Annotated in this window: 22 protein-coding genes and 1 pseudogene; 4 read left to right on the forward strand and 19 right to left on the reverse strand. The window is 67.6% G+C overall.

The window, feature by feature from the left end; genetic code table 11:
- From zwf to pgl, 3 genes are read left to right on the forward strand one after another with little or no spacing between them, the layout of a single operon-like run.
- The gene (gene zwf, locus FAB82_RS18905) at positions 1-1542 is read left to right on the forward strand and encodes a glucose-6-phosphate dehydrogenase (protein ID WP_136536097.1); all 1542 of its coding nucleotides are present in this window, start codon (positions 1-3) and stop codon (positions 1540-1542) included.
- Positions 1543-1555: 13 nt separating this feature from the next.
- The gene (locus tag FAB82_RS18910; protein WP_136536098.1) at positions 1556-2497 is read left to right on the forward strand and encodes a glucose-6-phosphate dehydrogenase assembly protein OpcA; all 942 of its coding nucleotides are present in this window, start codon (positions 1556-1558) and stop codon (positions 2495-2497) included.
- Complete coding sequence (gene pgl / locus FAB82_RS18915) at positions 2494-3243, forward strand: 6-phosphogluconolactonase (protein ID WP_136536099.1); 750 nt, start codon at positions 2494-2496, stop codon at positions 3241-3243. The genes FAB82_RS18910 and pgl overlap by 4 nt, the downstream gene beginning before the upstream one ends.
- A gap of 136 nt (positions 3244-3379) precedes the next feature.
- Here the strand turns inward: pgl and FAB82_RS18920 are convergent, their stop codons facing one another.
- From FAB82_RS18920 to FAB82_RS19000, 17 genes are all read right to left on the reverse strand, one after another.
- Positions 3380-3730, reverse strand: a complete 351-nt coding sequence (locus FAB82_RS18920) for an RNA polymerase-binding protein RbpA (protein WP_136536100.1) — start codon at positions 3728-3730, stop codon at positions 3380-3382.
- 340 nt (positions 3731-4070) lie between these two features.
- Complete coding sequence (secG, locus tag FAB82_RS18925; protein ID WP_136536101.1) at positions 4071-4319, reverse strand: preprotein translocase subunit SecG; 249 nt, start codon at positions 4317-4319, stop codon at positions 4071-4073.
- A gap of 207 nt (positions 4320-4526) precedes the next feature.
- Complete coding sequence (gene tpiA / locus FAB82_RS18930; protein ID WP_136536102.1) at positions 4527-5312, reverse strand: triose-phosphate isomerase; 786 nt, start codon at positions 5310-5312, stop codon at positions 4527-4529.
- Positions 5313-6509, reverse strand: coding sequence for a phosphoglycerate kinase (locus FAB82_RS18935; protein WP_136536103.1), 1197 nt, complete (start codon positions 6507-6509; stop codon positions 5313-5315).
- A gap of 4 nt (positions 6510-6513) precedes the next feature.
- Entirely contained in the window at positions 6514-7512 is a 999-nt protein-coding gene (gene gap / locus FAB82_RS18940) for a type I glyceraldehyde-3-phosphate dehydrogenase (RefSeq protein WP_136536104.1), read from the reverse strand.
- 249 nt (positions 7513-7761) lie between these two features.
- On the reverse strand, positions 7762-8748 hold the full coding sequence (gene whiA, locus FAB82_RS18945) for a DNA-binding protein WhiA (RefSeq protein WP_136536105.1): 987 nt from the start codon (positions 8746-8748) through the stop codon (positions 7762-7764).
- A gap of 3 nt (positions 8749-8751) precedes the next feature.
- Positions 8752-9669, reverse strand: a complete 918-nt coding sequence (locus tag FAB82_RS18950) for a gluconeogenesis factor YvcK family protein (protein ID WP_211116681.1) — start codon at positions 9667-9669, stop codon at positions 8752-8754.
- A gap of 155 nt (positions 9670-9824) precedes the next feature.
- Positions 9825-10724: an RNase adapter RapZ gene (gene rapZ / locus FAB82_RS18955; protein ID WP_136536107.1), complete on the reverse strand. Its 900-nt coding sequence runs from the start codon at positions 10722-10724 to the stop codon at positions 9825-9827.
- Positions 10725-10805: 81 nt separating this feature from the next.
- A complete protein-coding gene (uvrC, locus tag FAB82_RS18960; protein ID WP_136536108.1) occupies positions 10806-12701 on the reverse strand; it encodes an excinuclease ABC subunit UvrC in 1896 nt (631 codons plus the stop codon).
- Between the two features lie 81 nt (positions 12702-12782).
- Entirely contained in the window at positions 12783-13709 is a 927-nt protein-coding gene (locus FAB82_RS18965) for a serine protein kinase RIO (protein WP_136536109.1), read from the reverse strand.
- A gap of 231 nt (positions 13710-13940) precedes the next feature.
- The gene (locus FAB82_RS18970) at positions 13941-14726 is read right to left on the reverse strand and encodes an ABC transporter permease (protein ID WP_168801668.1); all 786 of its coding nucleotides are present in this window, start codon (positions 14724-14726) and stop codon (positions 13941-13943) included.
- Between the two features lies 1 nt (position 14727).
- Complete coding sequence (locus FAB82_RS18975) at positions 14728-15552, reverse strand: ABC transporter permease (protein WP_136536111.1); 825 nt, start codon at positions 15550-15552, stop codon at positions 14728-14730.
- A 1-nt stretch (position 15553) separates the two neighbouring features.
- A complete protein-coding gene (locus FAB82_RS18980) occupies positions 15554-16357 on the reverse strand; it encodes an ABC transporter permease (RefSeq protein ID WP_136536112.1) in 804 nt (267 codons plus the stop codon).
- Complete coding sequence (locus FAB82_RS18985) at positions 16347-17135, reverse strand: ABC transporter permease (RefSeq protein ID WP_136536113.1); 789 nt, start codon at positions 17133-17135, stop codon at positions 16347-16349. The genes FAB82_RS18980 and FAB82_RS18985 overlap by 11 nt, the downstream gene beginning before the upstream one ends.
- Before the next feature lies 1 nt (position 17136).
- Positions 17137-17940 carry an ABC transporter permease gene (locus FAB82_RS18990; protein ID WP_136536114.1) on the reverse strand — a complete coding sequence of 268 codons (804 nt, stop codon included), beginning with the start codon at positions 17938-17940 and terminating at the stop codon, positions 17137-17139.
- Positions 17930-18754 (reverse strand): ABC transporter permease, encoded by an 825-nt coding sequence (locus FAB82_RS18995; RefSeq protein ID WP_136536115.1) that lies wholly within the window; start codon positions 18752-18754, stop codon positions 17930-17932. Before FAB82_RS18995 ends, FAB82_RS18990 begins: the two co-directional genes overlap by 11 nt.
- 1 nt (position 18755) lies before the next feature.
- Complete coding sequence (locus tag FAB82_RS19000; protein ID WP_136536116.1) at positions 18756-19550, reverse strand: ABC transporter permease; 795 nt, start codon at positions 19548-19550, stop codon at positions 18756-18758.
- Positions 19551-19687: 137 nt separating this feature from the next.
- Between FAB82_RS19000 and FAB82_RS19005 the strand changes: the two are divergent.
- Positions 19688-20961, forward strand: a pseudogene (locus FAB82_RS19005) (RNA-guided endonuclease InsQ/TnpB family protein).
- Here FAB82_RS19005 and FAB82_RS19010 read toward each other — a convergent pair.
- Both FAB82_RS19010 and FAB82_RS19015 read right to left on the reverse strand, forming a co-directional pair.
- Positions 20933-21730, reverse strand: a complete 798-nt coding sequence (locus FAB82_RS19010; RefSeq protein WP_136536118.1) for an ABC transporter permease — start codon at positions 21728-21730, stop codon at positions 20933-20935. The pseudogene FAB82_RS19005 and the gene FAB82_RS19010 overlap by 29 nt on opposite strands.
- 44 nt (positions 21731-21774) lie before the next feature.
- Positions 21775-22773: an ABC transporter ATP-binding protein gene (locus FAB82_RS19015; protein ID WP_136536119.1), complete on the reverse strand. Its 999-nt coding sequence runs from the start codon at positions 22771-22773 to the stop codon at positions 21775-21777.
- Positions 22774-22799 lie beyond the last annotated feature (26 nt).

Below are 22799 nucleotides of genomic sequence, written 5' to 3' on the forward strand. Positions count from 1 at the left end.
ATGGATTCGGAAGCAGCCCGACTCGCCAACCCCCTGCGGGACCCGGCCGACCGCCGGCTCCCCCGCATCCCCGAGCCGTGCGCGCTGGTGATCTTCGGCGTCACCGGCGACCTGGCGAAGAAGAAGCTCATCCCGGCGGTCTACGACCTGGCCAACCGGGGCCTGCTCCCGGCGTCGTTCGTGATCGTCGGCTTCGCCCGTCGCGACTGGGGCAACGAGACGTTCGAGGAGATGGCCCGCGAGGCCGCCAAGAGCCATGCCCGCACGCCGTGGCGCGAGACGGTGTGGGAGCGCCTGGCCGGCAACTTCAAGTTCGTGCCCGGCTCGTTCGACGACGACGCCGCGTTCGACAAGTTGGACGCGACGGTCGACGAGCTGCGCGAGTCGCACGGCATCGTCGGCAATGCCGCGTTCTACTTCTCGATCCCGCCGGGAGCCTTCCCGACGGTGCTCAAGCAGTTGCAGCGCACCGGCATGTCGGACAACCGCCAGGACGGCGGCGGCTGGCGCCGCGTCGTGGTCGAGAAGCCCTTCGGCTCCGACCGCGCATCGGCCAGCGAGCTCAATGGCCTGGTCGACCGGGTCTTCACCGCCCCCGACGTGTTCCGCATCGACCACTACCTGGGCAAGGAGACGGTGCAGAACATCTTCGCGCTGCGCTTCGCGAACGCCATGTTCGAGCCGATCTGGAACTCCAACTACGTCGACCACGTGCAGATCACGATGGCCGAGGACGTCGGCATCGGGACCCGCGCCGGGTTCTACGACGACAACGGCGCGGCCCGCGACGTCCTCCAGAACCACGTGCTCCAGCTGCTGGCCATCACCGCGATGGAGCAGCCGGTCGGCTTCGACGCCGATGAGATCCGCATCGAGAAGCTGAAGGTGCTGCGGGCGATCAAGCTCGGGGACAACCTGGAGGCGACCGCCATCCGCGGCCAGTACGGCAGCGGCTGGGTGCAGGGCCGCCCGGTCAACGGGTACCACTCCGAGGAGAACATCCCGGCGGACTCGACCACCGAGACGTTCGCGGCGGTCCAGTTGGGCATCCAGAACCGGCGCTGGAACGGCGTCCCGTTCTACCTGCGCACCGGCAAGCGGCTCCCCAAGCGGGTCACCGAGATCGCGGTGGTCTTCAAGGAGGCGCCGCACATGCCGTTCGCGGACTACGACGCCCAGACGCTCGGCAATAACCAGCTGGTCATCCGGGTGCAGCCCGACGAGGGCATCACCGTCAAGTTCGGCTCCAAGGTGCCGGGGACCGGCATGGAGATCCGCGACATCTCGATGGGCTTCGGTTACGGGGAGACCTTCACCGAGTCGAGCCCCGAGGCGTACGAGCGGCTGATCCTCGATGTGATGCTGGGTGACAAGACCCTGTTCCCCGACGCGCACGAGGTGGACGCCTCCTGGGCGGTCGTCGACCCGCTGGAGGAGTTCTGGGCCGGCACCAAACCCGAGCCGTACGAGTCCGGGACGTGGGGCCCGACCGGGGCCGATCTCATGCTGCAGGCGTCCGGTCGACGCTGGCGGCGGGCCTAGAAGGGGTCTGGACATGCATTTGAAGGACACCACGACCGGCGAGGTCATGAAGGCCCTCACGGAGCTGCTGCACGAAGTCGGCGGCACCTCCAGCCTCGCGCTCAACCTGGTGGCGCTGACCACCGAGGACGAGCGCGAAGAGGTCGAACAGGCCGCTTCCCAAGCGTCCCAGGAGCACCCGTACCGGTTGATCCTGGCCATCCCGCGCGACACCGAGGCCGCCGAGCCTCGCATCGACGCCGAGGTGACCCTCGGGGAGCGCCTCGGCGCGGCCGAGGCGATCATCCTGCGTCTGGACGGGCCCGCGACGGCCCACCTGACGTCGATCGTGCTGCCGCTGCTGGCCCCGGACGTCCCGGTGGTCACCTGGTGGCTGCTCGACCCGGTCCGCTACGGACTGGAGCAGGAGCTGCGGGAGTTCGCCGACCGCCGCATCACCTACTCCGCCAGGGCGACCGACCCGGTCGCCTCGCTCTACCGCCGCGCCGAGTCCTACGTCACGGGCGACACCGACATCTGCTGGACCCGGATCAGCCTGTGGCGCTCGCTCATCGCGAGTGCCTTCGACGGGGTGGGCCAGGAGGTAGAGAAGATCGACATCAAGGCCGACGACGACGATCCGTCGGCGCAGCTGATGGCCGCGTGGCTCCACACCCGGTTGGGGGTGGCGCCGACGGTCATCGACACCGAGGTCGAACGCAACTCGGAGCACCTGCCGGCGATCGAGTCGGTGGCGTTCACGATGTCCGGCGGCGAGACGATGGAGGTCGAGCGGAACGCCGACGGCCAGACGGTGCTGCGTCAGGCCGGTCTGCCGAAGCGGCGCCAGTCGCTCCAGGGCCGGACCCTCGGGCAGCTGCTGGCCGAGGAGCTGCGGCACCTCGACCCCGACACGGCCTACCGGAAGGTGCTGGAGACGTTCCGCGTCCACTACGCCGACAGGGCCTCCGCATGAGCCGCAGCGGAGCGGTGATCGTCCACGACGACGCGACGGTGCTCGCGGACGCGGTCGCGGCGCGGTTGATCAACCGGCTCGCGGACGCCCAGGCGCACCGCGGGGAGGCCTCGATCGTCCTGACCGGCGGTCGAATCGCCGCCCGTGTCTACTCCAACGTGCTGGGCTCGAAGATCCGCGGGATCGTGGACTGGTCGAAGGTCGACTTCTGGTGGGGCGACGAGCGGTTCCTGCCGTCCGGCGACCCCGACCGGAACGAGACCCAGGCCCGGGAGGCGTTCCTGGACGCGCTGCCGGGGGTGGACCCGGAACGGGTGCACCCGATGCCGGCCGCCGACGTGGTCGACACGCCCGCAGAAGCAGCCGTCTTGTACGCGGCCGAGCTGGACGCGGCCGCGAAGGGCGAGGGGGTGCCGCCGTTCGACCTGCTGCTCCTGGGCATCGGTGAGGACGGGCACGTGGCGTCGCTGTTCCCGGACAATCCGGGCCTGGCGGTCACGGACGCTCCCGTGACCGGGGTGCACGGCGCACCGAAGCCGCCGCCCGAGCGGGTGTCGCTGACGATGCCGGCGATCAACTCGGCGATGGCCGCGTGGATCATCGCCTCGGGCGAGGGCAAGGCCGAGGCCGTGGACGAGGCCCTGATGGGCCCGACGCTCCCGGCCGGTCAGGTGCAGGCGCAGGGCCACACCAGGTGGCTGATCGACCGCGAAGCGGCCGCTCACCTGAAGCACCTGGAGCTGTGAGCAAGGCAAGCGAGAGGGAGAGGGCCGGGCGACCATTGGTCGCCCGGCCCTCTCCCTTTTCAGTGGCGCGAGGGGCGCGAGGCCGCCGGCGAATCCCAACCCGGTTCGGCGGCGGGCGCGAGTCGGCCCGGTGGTGTCAGATCAGTTCGCCGCGCCTGGCGGCGCGGGCCGCGAGAGCTTCGGCGAGGAGGTCTTCGGCCTCTTCTTCGCTGCGGCGCTCGCGGACATAGGTGAGGTGGGACTTGTACGGTTTGACGGTTCGGCGTTGCGGCGGGTTGTGTTGGTCGCGGCTGGACGGCCAGCCGCAGCAGGTGCAATCCCATTCGGTCGGGACTTCGATGTACAGCGCGAAGGACGTGACGGTCTCGTGTCCGTTGGCGCACCAGTAGGAGACGCGCTGGCGGGGCACGGGCTCCCCTCGTTCCGAGTGCAGGGCCTGGATAGCGCCGATACGGGTACCACGGATGGCGTGTCCGTTCGAGGACATATGTGCGATCGCTCCTCACAGATGGGGGATCTTCTGTGGTTTCGACCGGCACGGATCGCGGCTCCGGGATGGGGTGCCGTGAGTGTGGGTTCACGACCCCACAGTGTCGCCGTGATCGCTACCGGTCGGGGCGGCTGGGGCACCGCCCTAGCAGATTCTATGACGTACCGCACACATTGTAAAGGCGATGTCGAGTCCGAATCGCAATACACACTGGAGGAAGTGATCCCTGTCGATGGCTCCGCTCCTGGTCAGCGCGATTGCGTCAGTCGCCTTGGGACACAAGAACGGGGCCCGCCGCGCATCAAGCGCGGCGGGCCCCGTCGAAAGTCGGTGTCGCTTACAGCAGGGCCTGCATGAGCAGTCCGTAGGCGACAATGCTCGCGAACCAGATGACCGCAATGGCGATCGTGATGCGCGTGAGGTTCTTCTCGGCCACGGAGGAGCCGGAGGCCATTGAGGACATGCCGCCCCCGAACATGCTCGACAGACCGCCGCCCTTGCCCTTGTGCAGGAGCACGAGCATGATCAGCACGACACTGCTGAGCATCAGCATGATCAGAAGGGCGTAACTCAGTACCGTCATCATCGGTGATCGGGTGTCCTCTCCAACAAGATCGGAATAGACGCAGGCGTTTATTCCGGCCTGAGTCTAGCTGAACTTAGGTGTAGTAAACCGTTCGGGTCTGCGGGCGCCCACCTGCGGAAACGAAAAAGGGCCACCGTACGCCCTTGTACAGCGGCCCACATCGAGTCCGCGAGCCAGGCCCGCGGGTCGAAGCTTCTCCCCTATCGCCTAAGCACCGGCGTGTTCGGGGAACCTAACAATCTTCGCGAACTCCTCGGCGTCGAGGCTCGCGCCTCCGACGAGGGCGCCGTCGATGTCGGGCTTGCCCATGATCTGGGCGACGTTCCCCGACTTGACCGAACCGCCGTAGAGGATGCGGACTCGCTCTGCGACCGCACCGAACTTCTCCGCCAGCGAGGCGCGGAGCGCCCCGATGACCTCCTGGGCGTCCTCGGGGGTGGCCGTGCGGCCCGTCCCGATCGCCCAGACCGGCTCGTAGGCCACGACGACCTTGCCGAGTTCTTCCTCGGTCAGCCCGTCCACGGCGGCCAGCAGCTGGCTCACCGTGTGCGGCACGTGGTTTCCGGCCTCGCGCACGTCGAGCGCCTCGCCCACGCACAGGATCGGGCTGATCCCGTTGTTGAGGGCCTGGCGGACCTTGGCGGCCACCAGTTCGTCGCCCTCGTCGTGGAACTGGCGACGCTCCGAGTGGCCTACGGCCACGTAGGAGCAGCCGAGCTTGGCGAGCATCGAACCGGCGATCTCGCCGGTGTAGGCACCCGACGGGTGGGCCGACAGGTCCTGGGCGCCGAAGCCGATGGTCAGCTTGTCGCCGTCGACCAGCGTCTGCACGCTGCGGATGTCGACGAACGGCGGCAGGACGACGGTCTCGACCGCTTCGAGCTGCTCGCGGCTGAGGCTGAAGGCGAGCTTCTGCGCCAGCGCGATGGCTTCGAGGTGGTTGAGGTTCATCTTCCAGTTGCCGGCGATAAGCGGCTTGCGCTTCTCACTCATTTAGTTCTCCAGTGCTTCCAGGCCGGGCAGCGCCTTGCCTTCGAGGTATTCGAGGCTGGCGCCGCCGCCGGTCGAGATGTGGCTGAAGCCGTCCTCGGGGAGTCCGAGCGTGCGCACGGCCGCGGCGGAGTCGCCACCGCCGACCACGCTGTACGCGTCGGATTCCACCAGCGCCTGCGCGACGGTACGGGTACCGGCCGCGTAGTCGGGGAACTCGAACACGCCCATCGGGCCGTTCCAGAACACGGTCTTCGCTCCCGCGATCCGCTCGGCGAAGAGCTTCGCGGACTCGGGGCCGATGTCCAGACCCATGCGGTCGGTCGGGATGCCGGAGACCGGCACCGTGAGCGGCTCGGCGTCGGCGGCGAACTCGGCCGCGGTGACGGTGTCGACCGGCAGCAGCAGTTCGACGCCGAGTTCGGCGGCGCGGCCCAGGTAGGACTTGCAGACCTCGATCTGGTCCTTCTCCAGCAGCGACGATCCGACCTCGAAGCCTTGGGCTGCAAGGAAGGTGAACATCATGCCGCCGCCGACGACCAGCGTGTCGACCTTGTCGAGCAGGTTGTCGATGACGGCGAGCTTGTCGGAGACCTTCGCTCCGCCGAGGACCACGACGTACGGGTGCTCGGGAGCGCCCGTGAGCTTCGAGAGGACCTCGACCTCTTTGGCGATGAGCCAGCCGGCGTAGTGCGGCAGGACCTTCGCCACGTCGTAGACGGAGGCGTGCTTGCGGTGGACCGCGCCGAAGGCGTCGTCGACGTAGACGTCGCCGAAGGCGGCGAGCTGGCCGGCGAATTCGGCCCGCTCGGTGTCGTCCTTGCTGGTCTCTCCCTTGTTGAAGCGGAGGTTCTCCAGCAGCAGCACGTTGCCGTCTTCCTGGGCCACGGCCTTGTTCTCAGCGTCCTCGCCGACGGTGTCGGTCGCGAAGGCGACCTCGCGTCCCAGGATCTCGCCGAGGCGGGCCGCGACGGGAGCCAGGGAGAACGCCGGGTCGGGCTCGCCCTTGGGGCGGCCCAGGTGTGAGCACACCACGACACGGGCTCCGGCTTCCGCCAGGGCCTTGACGGTGGGTGCGACGGCGCGAATGCGGCCGTCGTCGGTGATGTTCTTACCGTCGAGAGGAACGTTGAGGTCGGCGCGCACGAGTACGCGCCGACCATTGACGCCCTCCTTCAGGAGTTCGTCCAGCGTCTTCATCAGACTAGGCGCCGACCAGCTCGACGAGGCTGACGAGGCGGTTGGAGAAGCCCCACTCGTTGTCGTACCAGCCGAAGACCTTGACCTGGTTGTCGATGACCTTGGTCAGCAGGCCGTCGATGATGCAGGAGTGCGGGTCGGTCTCGATGTCCTTGGAGACGATCGGGTCCTCGGTGTACGCCATGATGCCCTTGAGCGGGCCCTCGGCGGCGGCCTTGAGCGCGGCGTTGACCTCCTCGGCCGTCACGTTGCGCGACGCCTCGAAGGTGAGGTCGGTGATCGAGCCGGTGGCGATCGGGACGCGCAGTGAGTAGCCGTCCAGCTTGCCGTTGAGCTCGGGCAGCACCAGGCCGACGGCCTTGGCCGCACCGGTCGTGGTGGGCACGACGTTCAGGCCGGCGGCGCGGGCGCGACGCGGGTCCTTGTGCGGGCCGTCCTGCAGGTTCTGGTCCTGCGTGTAGGCGTGGATGGTCGTCATGAGGCCCTTGTTGATGCCAACGGACTCGTTGAGGACCTTGGCCATCGGGGCCAGACAGTTGGTGGTGCAGGACGCGTTCGAGATGATGTTGTGCTTCTCGGCGTCGTACTTGTCATGGTTGACACCCATGACGATGGTGATGTCCTCATTCTTCGCCGGAGCGGAGATGATGACCTTCTTCGCACCTCCCTTGAGGTGCGCCGCGGCCTTGGTGCCGTCGGTGAAGAAGCCGGTCGACTCGATGACGACATCAGCGCCGACCTCGCCCCAGGGGAGGTTCGCCGGGTCGCGCTCGGCGAAGGCCTTGATGGTCTTGCCGTTCACGGTGATCTCGCCGGGGCCGGTCTTGACCTCGTAGGGCAGACGGCCCAGGATCGAGTCGTACTTCAGCAGATTAGCAATGGTCTCGACGTCGCCGAGGTCGTTGAAAGCGACCACTTCGATGTCGGCTTCCGAAGCCAGAATTGCCCGGAAGAAGTTACGGCCGATGCGGCCGAAGCCGTTGACGCCAACGCGGATGGTCACGTGCCCATCTCCTCGCTAAACAGATTCGTATAACTGACTGAGACCAGAGGTGGTCTCGGACGCGATCCATTCAGCCGAGAGCGACGGTGGAACAGATCGCTGTTCGGCCTCGTCGCCGAGCACTCTTTGACCCTACCGCCCCGGTTGTTCACCGGGTCGCGGCTTGGGTGCGTCCCGATCATGTCACACTCGCCACAGCGGTGTGACATCGCGGTTAAGCGTAGCCCTTTCGGCCTGCGCGGGGGCGGGTTACGCCGCTAGCGCTTCTTCTTCGGCCACAGCGTCATCGGGGCCGGGAATGCCGGTCTCGATCGCGCGCTTGGTGGCCATGTTGATGAGGCGGCGGATGCGCCCGGCGATGGCGTCCTTCGTCAGGGGCGGGTCGGCCAGAGCGCCGAGTTCCTCCAGCGACGCCTGCCGGTGCTCGAGCCGGAGCTTCCCGGCGCCGGCGAGGTGCTCGGGGACCTCCTCGCCGAGGATTTCAAGCGCACGGGTGACCTTCGCGGCGGCGGCGACGGCCGCGCGGGCCGAGCGGCGCAGGTTCGCGTCGTCGAAGTTGGCGAGCCGGTTGGCGGTGGCCCGGACCTCGCGGCGCACGCGCCGCTCCTCCCAGGTGAGCACCGACGAGTGGGCGCCGAGGCGGGTGAGGAGTTCACCGATGGCGTCGCCGTCGCGGATGACGACGCGGTCGACCCCGCGCACGTCCCGGGACTTGGCGGCGATGCCGAGGCGGCGGGCGGCCCCCACGAGGGCCAGCGCGGACTCCGGGCCGGGGCAGGTGACCTCCAGCGAGGACGAGCGGCCGGGCTCGGTGAGGGTGCCGCGGGCGAGGAAGGCGCCCCTCCAGGCGGCCTCGGCGCAGCACGGGTAGGCGCCGACGACGTGGTTCGGCAGGCCCCTGACGGGGTAGCCGCGCTGGTCGGTGAGGCCGATCTGGCGCGAGAACGCCTGGCCGTCCGCCATGACGCGCAGCAGGTAGTGGTTGTTGCGGCGCAGTCCGGCGGCCACCAGGACGTGCACCTCGGAGTCGTAGTTGTAGAGGTCGTTGATCATGCGCTTGGCGCGACGGGCGACATTGCCGGTGTCGACCTCGGCCTCGACGACCACGTTCCCCGCGCCGACGAGGTGAATGCCCCCGGCGAACCTGAACAGCGCGCCGAGCTCTGCGCGCTGGCAGCAGGACTTCGTGACCTCAATGCGACTGAGCTCGTCTTTGACCTCCGAGGTCATCGCCATTCGTTAACCACCATCTTCGACCAACAGATTTCCCAATACGGCAGCGAGCGCGGCGACGTCGTGAGTGACGGCGTCCGCTGCGAGGTCGGCTGGGACCAGCTCGGCCTGCAACGATTGTGCCGCACTGTTCAACGACTCGGGTTCGGCCAGGGTTCGGGTGTCGCCTGAGATGACGTAGTGAAACCGGACACCTTCGGCGTATCGCCCCAGGGCGTCCAGATGGCCGGCGAGGGTGAGGCCGTCGGTTTCCTTCTCCTCGGCGAGGTTGAGGACGACGACGCGCCTGGCCGGTGCGGCGGCGATGGCGTCGCGCAGTTCGGGCAGCAGTAGGTGCGGGATCACACTGGTGAACCAGGAGCCGGGCCCGAAGACGTGCCAGTCGGCCTCGGCGACCGTCGCGAGGGTCTCGGGGCAGGCGGGGGCGTTCGCGGGCAGCAGCCGGACCTCGGTGACGTGGCCGTCGGCGACGGCGACGTCGTGCTGGCCGACGATGGTGCGGACGCCGTCGCCTTCGGCCAGGTCGGCTTCGATGTCCAAGGGCCGGTTGGACATCGGGAAGATGCGGGCGCGACAGCCGAGGAGGTCGCCGGCCTCGGCGAGGGCCGCTACGGGATTGGCGCTGCGTTCGAGCAGCGCGGTGAGGATGACATTGCCGACCGGGTGGCCGGTGAGGAAGTCATCGCCGCCGAATCGGTGCGAGAACAGGTCGGCGGCATCGGCCCTGACGGGGTCGGCAGTGGCCACGAGGGCCTTGCGCAGGTCCCCCGGCGGCAGCACGGGCCGCGAGGAGCGGATCTGGCCGGACGAGCCCCCGTCGTCGGCGACGGTGACCACGGCCGTGAGGTCGATGTCGAGCCGGGTGAGCGCGCGCAGCGAGGCCGACAGACCCCGACCGCCGCCAAAAGCGACGACTTTAACCATTCGCGGTCCCATCGATCGGGGCGAGACGTTGACACGTCGGGTATTCCGGTCGAGGAAGCCTAGCAACGTGAGAGAGCCAATGTCCGGGCGCGGCAGAGCGTCGGCGTGTACGCAGGTGGGGCCGCGATCGACGAGAGCGCTCGGCGGCCCGGCCGTTACTCGTTGCCGCGGTCGCGGTGGTGGGTGTTGGCCGGGAAGCCGGCCGCCACGAGGCGCCTGGCGAGGTCCTCGGCGATGGCCACGCTGCGGTGCTTGCCGCCGGTGCAGCCGATCGCGATCGTCATGTACCGCTTGCCTTCCCGCTCGAAGCCGCCGGTCGTGCCCAGCAGCAGGGAGGCGTAGGTGTCCACGAATTCCTCGGCGCCGTCCTGGCCCAGCACGTAGTCCGAGACGTCCTTGTCGATCCCGGTGTGCTCGCGCAGGGACGGCACCCAGTACGGGTTCGGCAGGAAGCGCACGTCGGCCACGTAGTCGGCGTCGCGCGGTACGCCGTACTTGAACCCGAACGACATGCAGGTGAACTGGATGCCCGGCGTCGAGGGCGCGAGGAAGGCCTCCTCGACCCTGGCGCGCAGCTGGTTCTCGTTCAGGTGCGTGGTGTCGAACAGGGTGTCGGCCGAGCCGCGCGCGGGTTCGAGCAGCTGCCGCTCGGCGGCGATGCCGTCGGCGAGCAGGCCGTCCCCCTGGAGCGGGTGGGCGCGCCGGACCTTTTCGAAGCGGCGGATGATCACGTCGTCGTCGGCGTCGACGAACACCAGGTGCGGTTTGAAGCCGGACTTGCGCAGGTCCTCTATGACGCCCACCAGGTCGGTCATGAACGCCCGCGAGCGCACATCCAGCACCATCGCGGTGCGTCTGACCTCGGCGCCGCCCGCGGCCGCGAGCTCGGCGGCCTGCCCCACCAGCGATTCGGGCAGGTTGTCGATGACGTAGTAGCCGACGTTCTCCAACGCGCGCGCCACCGTCGAACGCCCGCCACCGGAGATGCCGGTGACGATGACGAGTTCCAATTCGCTTCGGTCGTTCGAACCCGCATGCACAGCTGCCACACCCATTAGTCAAGTATTCCCGAGATCGATCTTGTTGCCGCCGCAACACGGCGCCGAACTGACAAGGCTATAGCTACCACTCGAGTCTCAATCAGCGTTGTCGCCGGGATTACGCAAATGTGTCTGGATGGCCTCCGCCAGTTTCGGCCCGATCCCGGTCACCGCCTCCAGCTCGGACTGCTCGGCCTCGCGGATCTTCTTGACCGAGCCGAACTGCTTGAGCAGCGCGCGCCGCTTGGACTCGCCGAGCCCGGGTACCCCGTCGAGCGCCGAACCCACCAGGCGCTTGCGCCGGCGCTTTCGGTGCAGCGAGATCGCGAAGCGGTGGGCCTCGTCGCGGACGCGCTGCATCAGGTACAGGGTTTCGGAGGTGCGCGAGAGGATCACCGGGTACTCCTCGCCGGGCAGCCAGATCTCCTCCAGGCGCTTGGCGAGACCGGCCAGGTTGATCGTGTCGATGCCGAGCTCGGCGAACACCTGGTCGGCTGCCGCGACCTGCGGCTGCCCGCCGTCCACGACCAGGAGCTGCGGCGGGTAGTGGAAGCCCTTCTTCGGCTCGTCGTCCTCTTCGTCGCCGGCCGGGGAACCGGTCGGCTGCTCGTTCAGTTTCGACAGGCGGCGACGCAGGGTCTCCTGGAGCGAGGCCAGGTCGTCCTTGCGCTCCCCCTTGATGATGAAGCGGCGGTACTCGCTCTTGCGCGGCAGGCCGTCCTCGAACACCACCATCGACGCGACCACGTCGTCCCCTTGGGACTGCGACACGTCATAGCACTCGATGCGCAAGGGCGCCTCGGGAAGATCCAGGGCGTCGGCGAGCTCTTCGAGGGCCTTGGAGCGGGCGGTGAGGTCGCCGGCGCGCTTGAGTTTGTGCCGTTGAAGGGACTCGTTGGCGTTCTTCTCCACCGTCTCGGCCAGCGCGCGCTTGTCGCCGCGCCGGGGGACGCGCAGGTCGACCTTGGAGCCGCGCCGCTCGGAGAGCAGTTCGGCGATGGCGTCGGCGTCCGAGGGCAGGGCCGGGACCAGGACCTCGCGGGGCACGACCTCGCCCTGCTCGCCGTAGAACTGGGTGCAGAAGCGCTCGACGAGGCCGGCGAGGTCGACCGGTTCGGGCTTTTCCACGACCCAGCCGCGCTGGCCGCGGATGCGGCCGCCGCGGACGTGGAAGACCTGGACGGCGGCCTGGAGCTCGTCGTCGGCGACGGCCATGACGTCGCAGTCGACGTCCTCGGCGAGGACGACGACCTGTTGTTCGAGGACTTTGTCCAGGGCGCCGAGGTCGTCCCTCAGGCGGGCGGCCTTCTCGAATTCGAGGTTCTCGGAGGCGGCCTGCATCTCGGCGATGAGCTGGCGGCGGATCGGGGCGGTGTCGCCGCCCATGAAGGCGCAGAAGCCGTTGACGAGCTCGCGGTAGTCCTCGGCGGAGATGCGCCCGACGCACGGGGCGGAGCACTTGCCGATGTCGGCGAGCAGGTTCGGGCGCCCGATCCGGTTGCAGCGCTTGAACTCGGTGTCGGTGCAGGTGCGGATGGGGAACACCCGGGTGAGCAGGTCGAGGGTCTGGCGAATGGCCCAGGCCGAGCCGAAGGGCCCGAAGTAGCGCACGCCCTTGCGGCGGGTGCCGCGCATGACCTGGGCGCGGGGGAACTCCTCGCCGACGGTGACGGCGAGCCAGGGGTAGGACTTGTCGTCCTTGAACATGACGTTGAACCGCGGATCGTATTCCTTGATCCAGGTCCATTCGAGCTGGAGGGCCTCGACCTCGGTGCCGACGACGGTCCATTCGACGCTGCGGGCGGTGTTGACCATCCGGCGGGTGCGCTCGTGGAGGCGGGTCTCGTCGGCGAAGTAGGAGTTGAGCCGGTTGCGGAGGTTCTTGGCCTTGCCGACGTAGATGACGCGGCGGCCCGAGTCCCGGAAACGGTAGACGCCGGGCTGGGTGGGAATGGTGCCGGGCGCGGGCCGGTAATCAACGCTCACAGGCACAAGGCTATATCGCAGGTGTGACAGGACGGCCGCACCGCCGGACCGGAGGGGGTCCGGTCCGGCGGTGCGGGGTATCGACCACTAAGGCCGTGCGGCGAGGGCGATGAGCTCCGCCAGAAGGTCGTCGACCTCGACGCGGTCCATGCCGCGAGCGGTGAACCAGGACCCCAGGTTCTCCACGTCCCGGTTCAGAAAACTCATTCCCAACGGGTTGGCGTAGATGTCGACCACCTGCGGGAGGTCGAGGACGATCAGGCGGCCCTCGTGGACGACGGTGTTGTACGACGAGAGGTCGCCGTGCGCGAAGCCCAGCTCGACCATGAGCCGCAGCGCCTCGGCGGCCTGTTCCCACAGGTTTTCGAGCTCGGCCTCGTCGGGTTTGATCTCGGCCAGGCGCGGCGCGGCGGTGCGGCCGGTGCCGATGAACTCCATGATGACCTCGGTGCCGAGGATCTGCACCGGATAGGGCACCGGCACCCCCGCGTTGTAGAGGCGGGTGAGCGCCTCGAATTCGGCTGCGGCCCAGCGTCCCGCGGCCTGCTGGAGACCGAAGGTGGTGCGCTTGGCCATGGCGCGTGCGTCACGCGAACGCTTCGCGCCGCGCCCGGCGGTGTAGTCCCCGGCCCGGTTGAACTGCGTGTGCTCGGCGGTGCGGTACCGCTTGGAGGCGAGCACGGTGCTCCGGTCGGTGTCCGGCACGGCGCGCTCGATCAGGAAGACGTCGGCCTCCTTGCCGGTCTTGAGGACGCCGAGCTCGTAGTCGACGGCGCCCAGATCGGTGATAACCCACTCCGGCCACGGCTTGGGGCCGCGCTGGAGTGGTTCGGAATCGTCCCAGATCGACCAGCGGTCGCCGGTGGGCGGTCCGTCGTCTGCGGGGGCGTATTCCTCCTCGGAACGCATGGCCTCGTAGCGGGCCTGGTCCTCGGGAGAGAAGATCTCGGTCTTCTTGTTCTTGCGGCGACGAGTGGATTCGAACGTGGAAGTATCGCTGAAATTGCGTGGCATGGGTGCCGAGCTCCTGTGGAGACGTCCGGCGGCACGCGTTCAGATCAGAGCGAGCCGACGGGAGGTGAACTGAGAATCGAGACACGGGAAAGCACAACGACAGTCATCAGTACACACCTCCAAACGCTCTGCGGCCCTTAGCTACTCAGATGAGCCCGGGCGAACTCCAATGACAATAACGGCCGACCCCGAATAGCGCAACTCCTTTTTTGCTGTGGCCTCCCACACGTCCTAGTGGCCGGCGGATTCGTAGCGTTTCAGGCCCGACCTGGCGACGAGAACCGTCAGGCCGAACAGGGCCGCCGCGACCAGCGGCGGGATCGCCAGCCAGCTGAGCGGGAGCTCTCCGGTGAGGATCTGGACCGGGATGAAGTTGACGAAGGCGAACGGGATCACCCAGATCATCGTGTTGCGGACCAGTTTGGGGTAGATGTTCAGCGGGAAGCGCGTCACGTTCTCCTGCACTTGGGCGCCCAGGAACGCGAAGACCACGGTGGGCCCCTTGAGCCAGAAGCTGGCGCAGCACAGCATCGAGATGATCGTCAGCTGCACGACCACGGCGCACAGGTAGAGGAGGACGGCGGCGGGAATGTACGCGGGCGAGATCCCCGCTCCGGTCCAGCCGACGACGAGCATGATCGAACCGGTGGTCAGGTTCGCCCCGGCCTGCATGCCGATCGCGCTGGCTCCCACTTGCATCATCACCGGCGCGGGCCGGGTCATCAGGTAGTCGAGCTGCCCCGAGACGATCTCGGACGCGACCTGCCAGATCCCGTCCCAGCCGATCTCGGTCAGGGCGTCGGCCAGCACCATGAAGCCGATCAGCATCAGCATTTCGTGGAAGCCCCAGCCGCCGATGGAGCTGACATTGGCGAACACCACCGCGATGAACGAGACCTGCACGATCTGCTGGATGACGACGACCGCCGACATCGTCCAGAAGTCGGCCGGGTACTCGGTGATAGCGCGGAACTGCGCCGCGATGAGGCGGGTGTAGGTAGAGCTCGTTCGTTTCACGTCAGCCTCCATGGATCGTGACGATCTTGACCGCTTTGCCCCAGAGGTAGCGGCCCAGGTACCACAGGGCGATCACCCAGGCGAGTTCGACGGCGATGAGGCCCAGCGCGCCGAGCTCGCCGACGCGGCCGAGGTAGATATTGGTCGGGGTCGTGGTGAAGTGGACGAACGGCAGGCACCACGCGATCACCTGGAGCGGTTCGGGCATGAACGCCAAGGGCACCATCATTCCGGAGAAGAACGCGATGATCGTCTGCCTGGCCCACACGACGCCCTGGTACCTGCGCGTCCAGAAGCAGAGCATGAGCGACAGGTAGATGACGTTCGCGACCAGCGGCACCATGAGCACGACGCTCAGCAGCGCCAGCGCCCCGGCGGTGAACGACACCGGCGGCAGCGGGTCGAACAGCACCGTCGCGACCGCGACGCCGATGACGAGCGTGGGCAGGTTCGCCGCCAGCGCCCCGATGAATTCGGCCGCGCGGGCCCGCTGGTAGTCGACCGGTTTGAGCAGGTCGATCGAGACCATGCCGTCGAGGATGCGCTGGGCCTGCATCTCGGTGCCGCCGAAGGCGAGACCGGCGGTGACGAAGCCGATGATGTAGTAGGTCCGCATGGCGTCCCAGTCGTATCCGGCGATCGAGCCGCGCTCGGCGAGCACGGTGCTCCACAGCGCCAGGGCGGTCAGGAGTTCGGTGCCGCCGAGCAGCGTGCCGACGACCCAGTGCATGCGCCAGGCCAGGCGCCGTTTCAGGGAGGCGACCGCCAGGGCCAGGTCCACCCGGGGAGAGTGTCCTCGCAGGGTGGTGAGGGATTGGGTCGTCAAATCAGTGTCCCGCCGATTCGTAGGTGCGCAGGCCGGCGCGCAGGATCAGGGCCATGATCGCCAGGGCTACGAGGGCCGCCAGCGGTGGTGCGAGGGTCCAGACCATCGGGAGTCGTCCGGTGAGGATCTGCGCGGGGATGTAGTTGATGAAGGCGAAGGGCAGCCCGAAGGTCAAGAGTGCCTTGACCACGCCCGGGTAGATCTTGAGCGGGTAGTTGCCGACGTTGTTCTGCAGTTCGACCGCCGCGAACGCGATCGGCGTCGCCCGTCCCCTGATCCAGAAGCAGATGCAGTTGAGCGAGGTGATGACCCCGATCTGAATGCCGATGGCGCTGACGAACAGGACCAGCGCGATGCCGAGCGTGGCCGGGTCGAGTCCGAGGCCGACGCCGGTCCAGCCCACCCAGAGCATCACGATTCCGACGGCGATGTCGCCGAAGGCCTGGAGTCCGACGAAGCTGGAGGCGACCTGGGAGACGACCGGCGCGGGACGGGTGAGCCGGTAGTCCAGGTCGCCGTCGACGACCATGTGGCTGAGGTTCCAGATGCCGTCCCAGCCGATCGCGACGAACGCGCCGGACATTCTCATGTAGACGACCAGAATGAGCATTTCATGGAACGACCAGCCCGCGATCGAGTCGACGGCGCCGAACAGGACCGCCAGGAACGCGAACGTCGTGATCTGGTTGAACAGCCCGGAGACGGCCATGACCCAGAAGTCGGCCGGGTATTCCAGGATGGATCGGTATTGGGCCTTCAGGGAGCGGACGTGGATGGCAAAGCCGTGCTTGAGGTCAGCCGCCATGGATGGTCACCTTCTTCACCGCGTGGTTCCAGATGAGTCGGGCCAGCCACCACAGGGCGATCGCCCAGGCGGCCTCGGCGGCCAGCAGACCGAGCGCGCCGAGTTCGCTCACTCGGCCGAGGTAGATGCTGGCGGGGGTGGTGGTGAAGTGGACGAAGGGCAGCGCCCAGGCGATGACCTTGAGCCAGTCGGGGAAGAGCGCGACGGGCACGAGCATCCCGGAGAAGAACATCAGCACCGAGTCACGCGCCCAGACGATCCCCAGGAAGCGCCTGGTCCAGAAGCAGGCCAGCGTCCCGAGGTAGATGACCCCGAACGAGAGCGGAAAGACGAGGGCGATGCTCACCAGCGTGAGCGCACCGGCCAGTGGGGAGGCCGGGGCGGGGATTCCCGCGATCAGCGCGGCCGCGCCGATGGCGAACAGCGCGCCGGGGAGGGTCGCGAAGAGCCCGCCGATGAACTCGGCGGCGCGGGCCCGCTGGAAGTCGACCGGTTTGGTCAGGTCCACCGCCACGAGCCCGTCCAGGATGCGCTGGGCGATGAGCCAGTCCCCCGAGCCGACGGTGACCGTCATCGAGAAATACCCGATGATGAGGTAGCCGCGCATGGCGTACCAGTCGTAGCCGCCCACGGCTCCGTCGGCGAGCAGGCTCTCCCACAACGCGAGTGAGGCCAGGAGGCCGGCGCCGCCGATGACGACGGTGAAGATCCAGTTGCCGCGGTAGGCGATGCGGCGCAGGAAGGTGACGCGGGCGAGCGCGAGATCGACTCTGTTCATGTCAGTGACCTGCCGAATCGTAGGCGCGCAGTCCCGCGCGGAATACCAATACCGCGAGGGCGACCGCGGCGGCCGCGGCCAGCGGCGGGCCGATCAGCCACCACCAGGGGAGCCGCCCGGTGAGGATCTGCACCGGGATGAAGCTCGCGAACGCCAGGGGCAGACCGAAGGTCAGCAGCATCCGAACCACGGCGGGATAGACCGTCAGCGGGAACCGCAGGACCTCCGACTGCATATCGAGGAGCAGGAACGCCAGCATCGGGTGGCGGCCCTTGATCCAGAAATTCGCGGCGTTCGAGCAGGTCAGCATGGCGATCTGGAAGACGATCGCGCTGGCGAACAGGAGGACGGCGATCGGTATGAGCGCCGGGCTCAGGCCAGCGCCGATCCACCCGAAGGCGAACATCGCCAGCCCGAGGCCCACCTCGCCGAACGCCTGCATCCCGACGCGGCTGGAGCCGATCTGGAGGGCGACCGGGGCGGGCCGGGTGATCCGGTAGTCCAGGCCGCCGTCGATGACGAGTCCGCTGAGCCCCCACATGCCGTCCCACACCAGCGCGTTCGAGGCGGCCGCGACCTTCAGGAACGCGGCCAGCACCAGCATCTCGTGGTAGTTCCAGCCGCCGATCGCGTTGACGTTCGCGAACAGGATCGAGATGAAGCCGAACTGGATGATCGTCCAGATGCTTCCGGTGGTGGCCATGATCCAGAAGTCGGCCTGGTACTCCAGCATGGACCGGTAGTTGGCGCCCAGCGACCGGCCGTAGACGGCCAATGCGTGCCGCATGTCGAATTCAGCCTCCATGAATCGTGACCTTCTTGACCGCGCGACGCCAGATCAGGCGCGCGATCACCCACATGGCGACCACCCACGCCAACTCGAGGGCGATGAGTCCCAGCGCCCCGGCCGTGCCGACGCGGCCGAGGTAGATGCTGCTGGGAGTCGCGGTGAAATGGGCGAACGGCAGGGACCAGGAGACGGCCTGGAGCCAGCCGGGCATGAGCGCGAGAGGCACCATCATTCCGGAGAAGAACGTCAGGAATCCGTCCTTGGCCCATTGGATGCCGTGGTAGCGGCGGGTCCAGAAGCAGAGCAGCACCGACAGGTAGCTGATTTCGAACGCCAGCGGGAAGATGAACAGGATGCTGACGGCGGTGAGGACGGCCGCGGTCGCGGAGACCGGCGGCTGCGGGTCGAACCAGAACCAGGCCGCGACGGTGCCGAGGACCGCGGTGGGCACCACCGAGGCCATGCTGCCGACGTATTCGGAGGCGCGGGCCCGCTGGAAGTCGACCGGCTTGGTCAGGTCGATCGCGACGAGCCCGTCGAGGATGCGGACTGCCATGTCCCAGTCCGAGCCGCCCCAGGCGATCGTCGCGGTCAGGAACCCGATGATGAGGTAGGCGCGCATGGCGGCCCAGTCGTAGCCGCCGACCTGGCCGTCGCCGATGATGCTCTGCCAGACGACCAGGCCCGCCAGCAGCGGCCAAGCACCGCCGGCTATCGAGAAGATCCAGGTGGTCTTGTAAGCGAGTTTGCGTTTGAGGGAGAGGACCGCGAGGGCGCGGTCCACAGAAAACGGATGCCCGCGGCGGACGGGGGACGCGGCTACGGTCATTTCAGTGACCCGCCGAATCGTAGGCGCGAAGTCCGGCTCGGTACACCAAGGCGGCCAAGCCGATCGAGAAGACCGCGGCCAGCGGCGGGCCGACGATCCACCAGGTGGAGGCGCGACCGGTGAGGACCTCCACCGGCACGAAGTTGACGAAGGCGAGGGGCACCACGAAGGTCACGAAGGCCTTGACGCCGAAGGGGAAGATCTTCAGGGGCATGCTCATCGTCTTGCCCTGCAAGTCGACCAGGAGGAACGCGATGTAGGACCCGGTGCCCTTGATCCAGAAGTTCGCCCCGCAGGCCGCCGTCACCAGCCCGAGGTTGATGGCCGCCGCGCAGGCGACGAAGAGGACCGCGGCCGGAATGAACGCCGGGCTCACCCCGGCGGCGATCCAACCGTAGACCAGCATGGCGGTGCCCAGGGCGAACTCGCCGACTCCCTGCATGCCGATGTGGGCGCTGGCGACCTGGATGAGCACGGGGGCGGGCCTGGTGATCCGGTAGTCCATGTCGCCCTTGATGACCATCGACCCCGTGCTCCAGGCGCCGTCGGACAGGAGCGCATTGGCCCCGGCGGCGAGACCCAGGAATCCCGCCAGCATGAGCATTTCCGGGAACGCCCACCCGGCCAGCACGGGGACCTGGGAGAACAGGACCGACAGGAAGGCGAACTGGAGGATCTGCCAGAACGCGCCCGATGCGGCCATGATCCAGAAGTCGGCCGGATACTCCACGATGGCGCGGAGCTGGGCGACGATCGAGCGGCGGTAGACGCCGCCGGCGTGCGCTATTGCGGTCATCGGATTGCCTCCGTGGACACTCCGGCCTTCCGGCCGGGAAGGATACGAGCTCCTGCGGCGCAGATCGAGGAGAGGCGAACGTGTCGCCTTCGCCGACCGACCACCCCGGAATCCGGTTTGCGAGACTTGTACGTACAATGTGTAGCGTGAACGTCACGACGAGGCACCGGGCCTACCGGTTCCGGTGCTACCCGACTCCCGTGCAGGCCGAGCAGTTGGCCCGCACGTTCGGGTGCGTGCGCCTGGTCTACAACAAGGCCCTCGACTACCGTCACAAGGCCTACGACCGCCGCAGAGAATCGATCGGCTACACGCAGACCTCGACCTTGCTGACCAAGTGGAAGCAGCGCAAGGACCTGGCGTTCCAGAACGAGGTCTCCTCCGTCCCGCTCCAGCAGGCCCTTCGGCACCTCCAGAAGAGCTTCTCCGGGTTCTTCAAGGGCCACACCGAATACCCGAGATTGAAGAAGAAACGGGTCCTGGCGGGGTCGGCCGAATACACCCGCTCGGCGTTCAAATGGTCCTGCGGGCAGCTCACCCTTGCGAAACAGCATGAACCGCTCAAGATCCGCTGGTCGCGCCGGCTCCCTGTCGGGGCGGCCCCGTCGACGGTGACCGTGACCCGCGACGCGTCCGGACGCTGGTTCGTGTCCCTCCTGGCCCAAGAGGACATCCCCGCCCTCCCCGAGCGGGACGAGGTGGTCGGCATCGACGCCGGAATCACAAGCCTGCTCACGCTCTCGACCGGCGAGAAGATCACCAACCCGCGCCACGAACGCCAAGACCGCGACCGCGTCGCCAAGCGACAGCGCGAACTCTCCCGCAAGCAGAAAGGCTCTGCCAACTTCCGCAAAGCCAAGGTGAAGCTCGCCCGCGCTCACGCGCGTGTGGCCGACCGACGCGCCGACCACCTGCATAAACTCACGACCCGGCTCGTTCGCGAAAACCAAACGATCGCCGTCGAGGACCTGAACGTGCACGGCATGCTGGCCAACCACACGCTCGCCCGAGCGATACAAGACGCCTCCTGGTCCACGTTCCGGCGCATGCTCGAATACAAAGCCGACTGGTACGGCCGCAACCTCGTGGTCATATACCGGTTCCTGCCCTCGTCCAAGACCTGCTCGGTGTGCGGAACCCTGGTCGAATCCATGCCGCTGTCGCAGCGGACCTTCACCTGCCCTGACCCGACTTGCGGGCATGTCGAGGACCGGGACGTCAACGCCGCCAAGAACATCCTCGCCGCCGGGCTGGCGGAGAGGCGAAACGCCTGCGGAGACGGTGTCAGACACGAACCCTCCTAGGGTGAGTGCAACTGTCGATGAAACAGGAATCCCAGCTGGCGACAGCTGGAATCCCCTCCTGGCAGGGAGTGGAGGAAGTCAACCTCCGTGCACCGTCACTTTCTTGATGGCCCGCTTGAAGATCAACCGTCCGGCGAACCACAGGCCCACGACCCAGGCGATCTCGGCGGCGATGAGACCCAGCGCGCCGAACGTGTCGACGCGGCCGAGGTAGATGTTCGCCGGGGTGGTGGTGAAGTGCGCGAACGGCATGGACCAGGCCACGACCTGCATCCAGTTCGGCATGAGCGCCAAGGGGATCATCATGCCGGAGAAGAAGCTCAGCAGGGCTTCGCGCAGCCACATGATGCCGAGGTAGCGCTTGGTCCAGAAGCACACCAGGATCGACAGGTACGTGATCCCGAACGACAGCGGCAGGATGAGCAGGATGCTCACGGCGGTGAGCGCCCCCGCGAGCGGCGTGACCGGTCCGGGCGGCCGAAACAGCAGCCACGCGCCGACGGTCCCGAATACCGCGGTCGGGACGGTGGAGACCAGCGCGCCCATGAACTCGGCGGCGCGGGCCCGCTGGAAGTCGACCGGCTTTGTCAGGTCCACCGCGATGAGCCCGTCCAGGATGCGGTCGGCCATGAGCCAGTCCTCTCCCCCGAACGCGATGGTCGCGGTGAAGAAGCCGATGATCAGGTAGGCGCGCATGGCGTCCCAGTCGTAACCGGCGATCTCGCCCGAGCCCAGCAGGTTGCTCCACATGGCGAGGCCGACCAGGAGCCCGGCACCGCCGAGGACGATGCCGAACACCCAGTGCAGCTTGTAGGCCAGCTTGCGGCGCAGCGCGATCGCCGCGAAGGCACGGTCCATCGCAAAGGTATGACTCACGGTGCGGAATCTCCGGTTCGGTCGATCGGAGGAAGGGTGGCGGGCTACTTGGTGAGCTCTCCCGCGTAGAGGCGGCGGATGACGTCCTCGATGCTGGGTTCTGAGAGCGACAGGTCGCGCGGCAGCAGTTGCGCGGTGAGATCGCCCAGGACCTCGGCGGTCGAGAAGCGGGCCGGCTCGTAGGTGACGGTGACCTCGCTGGCGGCTTCACCTGCGGCCCAGTCGTAGTCGGGGAACTTCTCGGCCAGCGCCGGCACGTCGGCCGGTTCGGCCAACACCAGGTTGACGGCCTTGGTCGTGATGTAGTGGGCCTTGAGTTCCTCGATCGGGCCGTCGTAGGCGATCTTGCCCTCGTCGATGACGACGATCCGCTCGCAGACCTCTTCGATGTCGGCGAGGTCGTGGCTGGTGAGCAGCAGGGTGGTGCCGTCGTCCACGATCTGGCGCAGGAAGGCCCGCAGCCGGTCCTTGACGGAGATGTCGAGCCCGATGGTGGGCTCGTCCAGGTACACCATCTTGGGCGCGTGAATGAGCGCGCAGGCCAGGTCGGCCCGCATGCGCTGGCCGAGGGAGAGCGTGCGTGCGAGGGCCGGCAGGTACTCGCCGAGGTTGAGCAGTTCGTCGAACTTCTCAAGCCGCGCTTTGTAGTCGGCGTCCGAGACGCCGTACATGTGCTTGAGGAGCTTGAGGCTCTCCTCGACGGGCAGGTCCCACCACAGCTGGGTGCGCTGGCCGAACAGGACGCCGATGTCGTGGGCGTTGGCGACCCGCTCGACGTGCGGGTCGCGACCCATCACCCGAACGGTGCCGTCGGAGGGCTTGAGGATCCCCGTCAGCAGCTTGACGGTGGTGGACTTCCCGGCGCCGTTGGGACCCACGTACGCGACCGCCTCGCCCGGTTCGATCTGGAGGTCGATCGAGTCCACGGCGGTGAAGTTCTTGTACTTGCGCTGCATCAGGTGCTTGACGGCACCCTTGAACCCGGATTCCTTGTCCGGGCGGCGGAAGCGTTTGCTGAGGGAGCTGGCTTCGAGAATCGGCATTCACTGACCATAAGGAAAACCGGTGG

This window comes from Glycomyces buryatensis, from assembly GCF_004912275.1.
GTDB lineage: Bacteria > Actinomycetota > Actinomycetes > Mycobacteriales > Micromonosporaceae > Glycomyces > Glycomyces buryatensis.

What these genes read in the sequence shown, in the direction of transcription:
- FAB82_RS18985 (WP_136536113.1), bottom strand. Translation starts at nt 17,135, where the DNA reads ATGAACAGAGTCGATCTCGCGCTCGCCCGCGTCACCTTCCTGCGCCGC.
- FAB82_RS18995 (WP_136536115.1), bottom strand. Translation starts at nt 18,754, where the DNA reads ATGACCGTAGCCGCGTCCCCCGTCCGCCGCGGGCATCCGTTTTCTGTG.
- tpiA (WP_136536102.1), bottom strand. Translation starts at nt 5,312, where the DNA reads ATGAGTGAGAAGCGCAAGCCGCTTATCGCCGGCAACTGGAAGATGAAC.
- whiA (WP_136536105.1), bottom strand. Translation starts at nt 8,748, where the DNA reads ATGGCGATGACCTCGGAGGTCAAAGACGAGCTCAGTCGCATTGAGGTC.
- FAB82_RS18965 (WP_136536109.1), bottom strand. Translation starts at nt 13,709, where the DNA reads ATGCCACGCAATTTCAGCGATACTTCCACGTTCGAATCCACTCGTCGC.
- FAB82_RS18980 (WP_136536112.1), bottom strand. Translation starts at nt 16,357, where the DNA reads ATGGCGGCTGACCTCAAGCACGGCTTTGCCATCCACGTCCGCTCCCTG.
- FAB82_RS19015 (WP_136536119.1), bottom strand. Translation starts at nt 22,773, where the DNA reads ATGCCGATTCTCGAAGCCAGCTCCCTCAGCAAACGCTTCCGCCGCCCG.
- FAB82_RS19000 (WP_136536116.1), bottom strand. Translation starts at nt 19,550, where the DNA reads ATGACCGCAATAGCGCACGCCGGCGGCGTCTACCGCCGCTCGATCGTC.
- pgl (WP_136536099.1), top strand. Translation starts at nt 2,494, where the DNA reads ATGAGCCGCAGCGGAGCGGTGATCGTCCACGACGACGCGACGGTGCTC.
- rapZ (WP_136536107.1), bottom strand. Translation starts at nt 10,724, where the DNA reads ATGGGTGTGGCAGCTGTGCATGCGGGTTCGAACGACCGAAGCGAATTG.
- FAB82_RS18910 (WP_136536098.1), top strand. Translation starts at nt 1,556, where the DNA reads ATGCATTTGAAGGACACCACGACCGGCGAGGTCATGAAGGCCCTCACG.
- FAB82_RS18990 (WP_136536114.1), bottom strand. Translation starts at nt 17,940, where the DNA reads ATGGAGGCTGAATTCGACATGCGGCACGCATTGGCCGTCTACGGCCGG.
- FAB82_RS18920 (WP_136536100.1), bottom strand. Translation starts at nt 3,730, where the DNA reads ATGTCCTCGAACGGACACGCCATCCGTGGTACCCGTATCGGCGCTATC.
- zwf (WP_136536097.1), top strand. Translation starts at nt 1, where the DNA reads ATGGATTCGGAAGCAGCCCGACTCGCCAACCCCCTGCGGGACCCGGCC.
- secG (WP_136536101.1), bottom strand. Translation starts at nt 4,319, where the DNA reads ATGATGACGGTACTGAGTTACGCCCTTCTGATCATGCTGATGCTCAGC.
- FAB82_RS18935 (WP_136536103.1), bottom strand. Translation starts at nt 6,509, where the DNA reads ATGAAGACGCTGGACGAACTCCTGAAGGAGGGCGTCAATGGTCGGCGC.
- FAB82_RS18950 (WP_211116681.1), bottom strand. Translation starts at nt 9,669, where the DNA reads ATGGTTAAAGTCGTCGCTTTTGGCGGCGGTCGGGGTCTGTCGGCCTCG.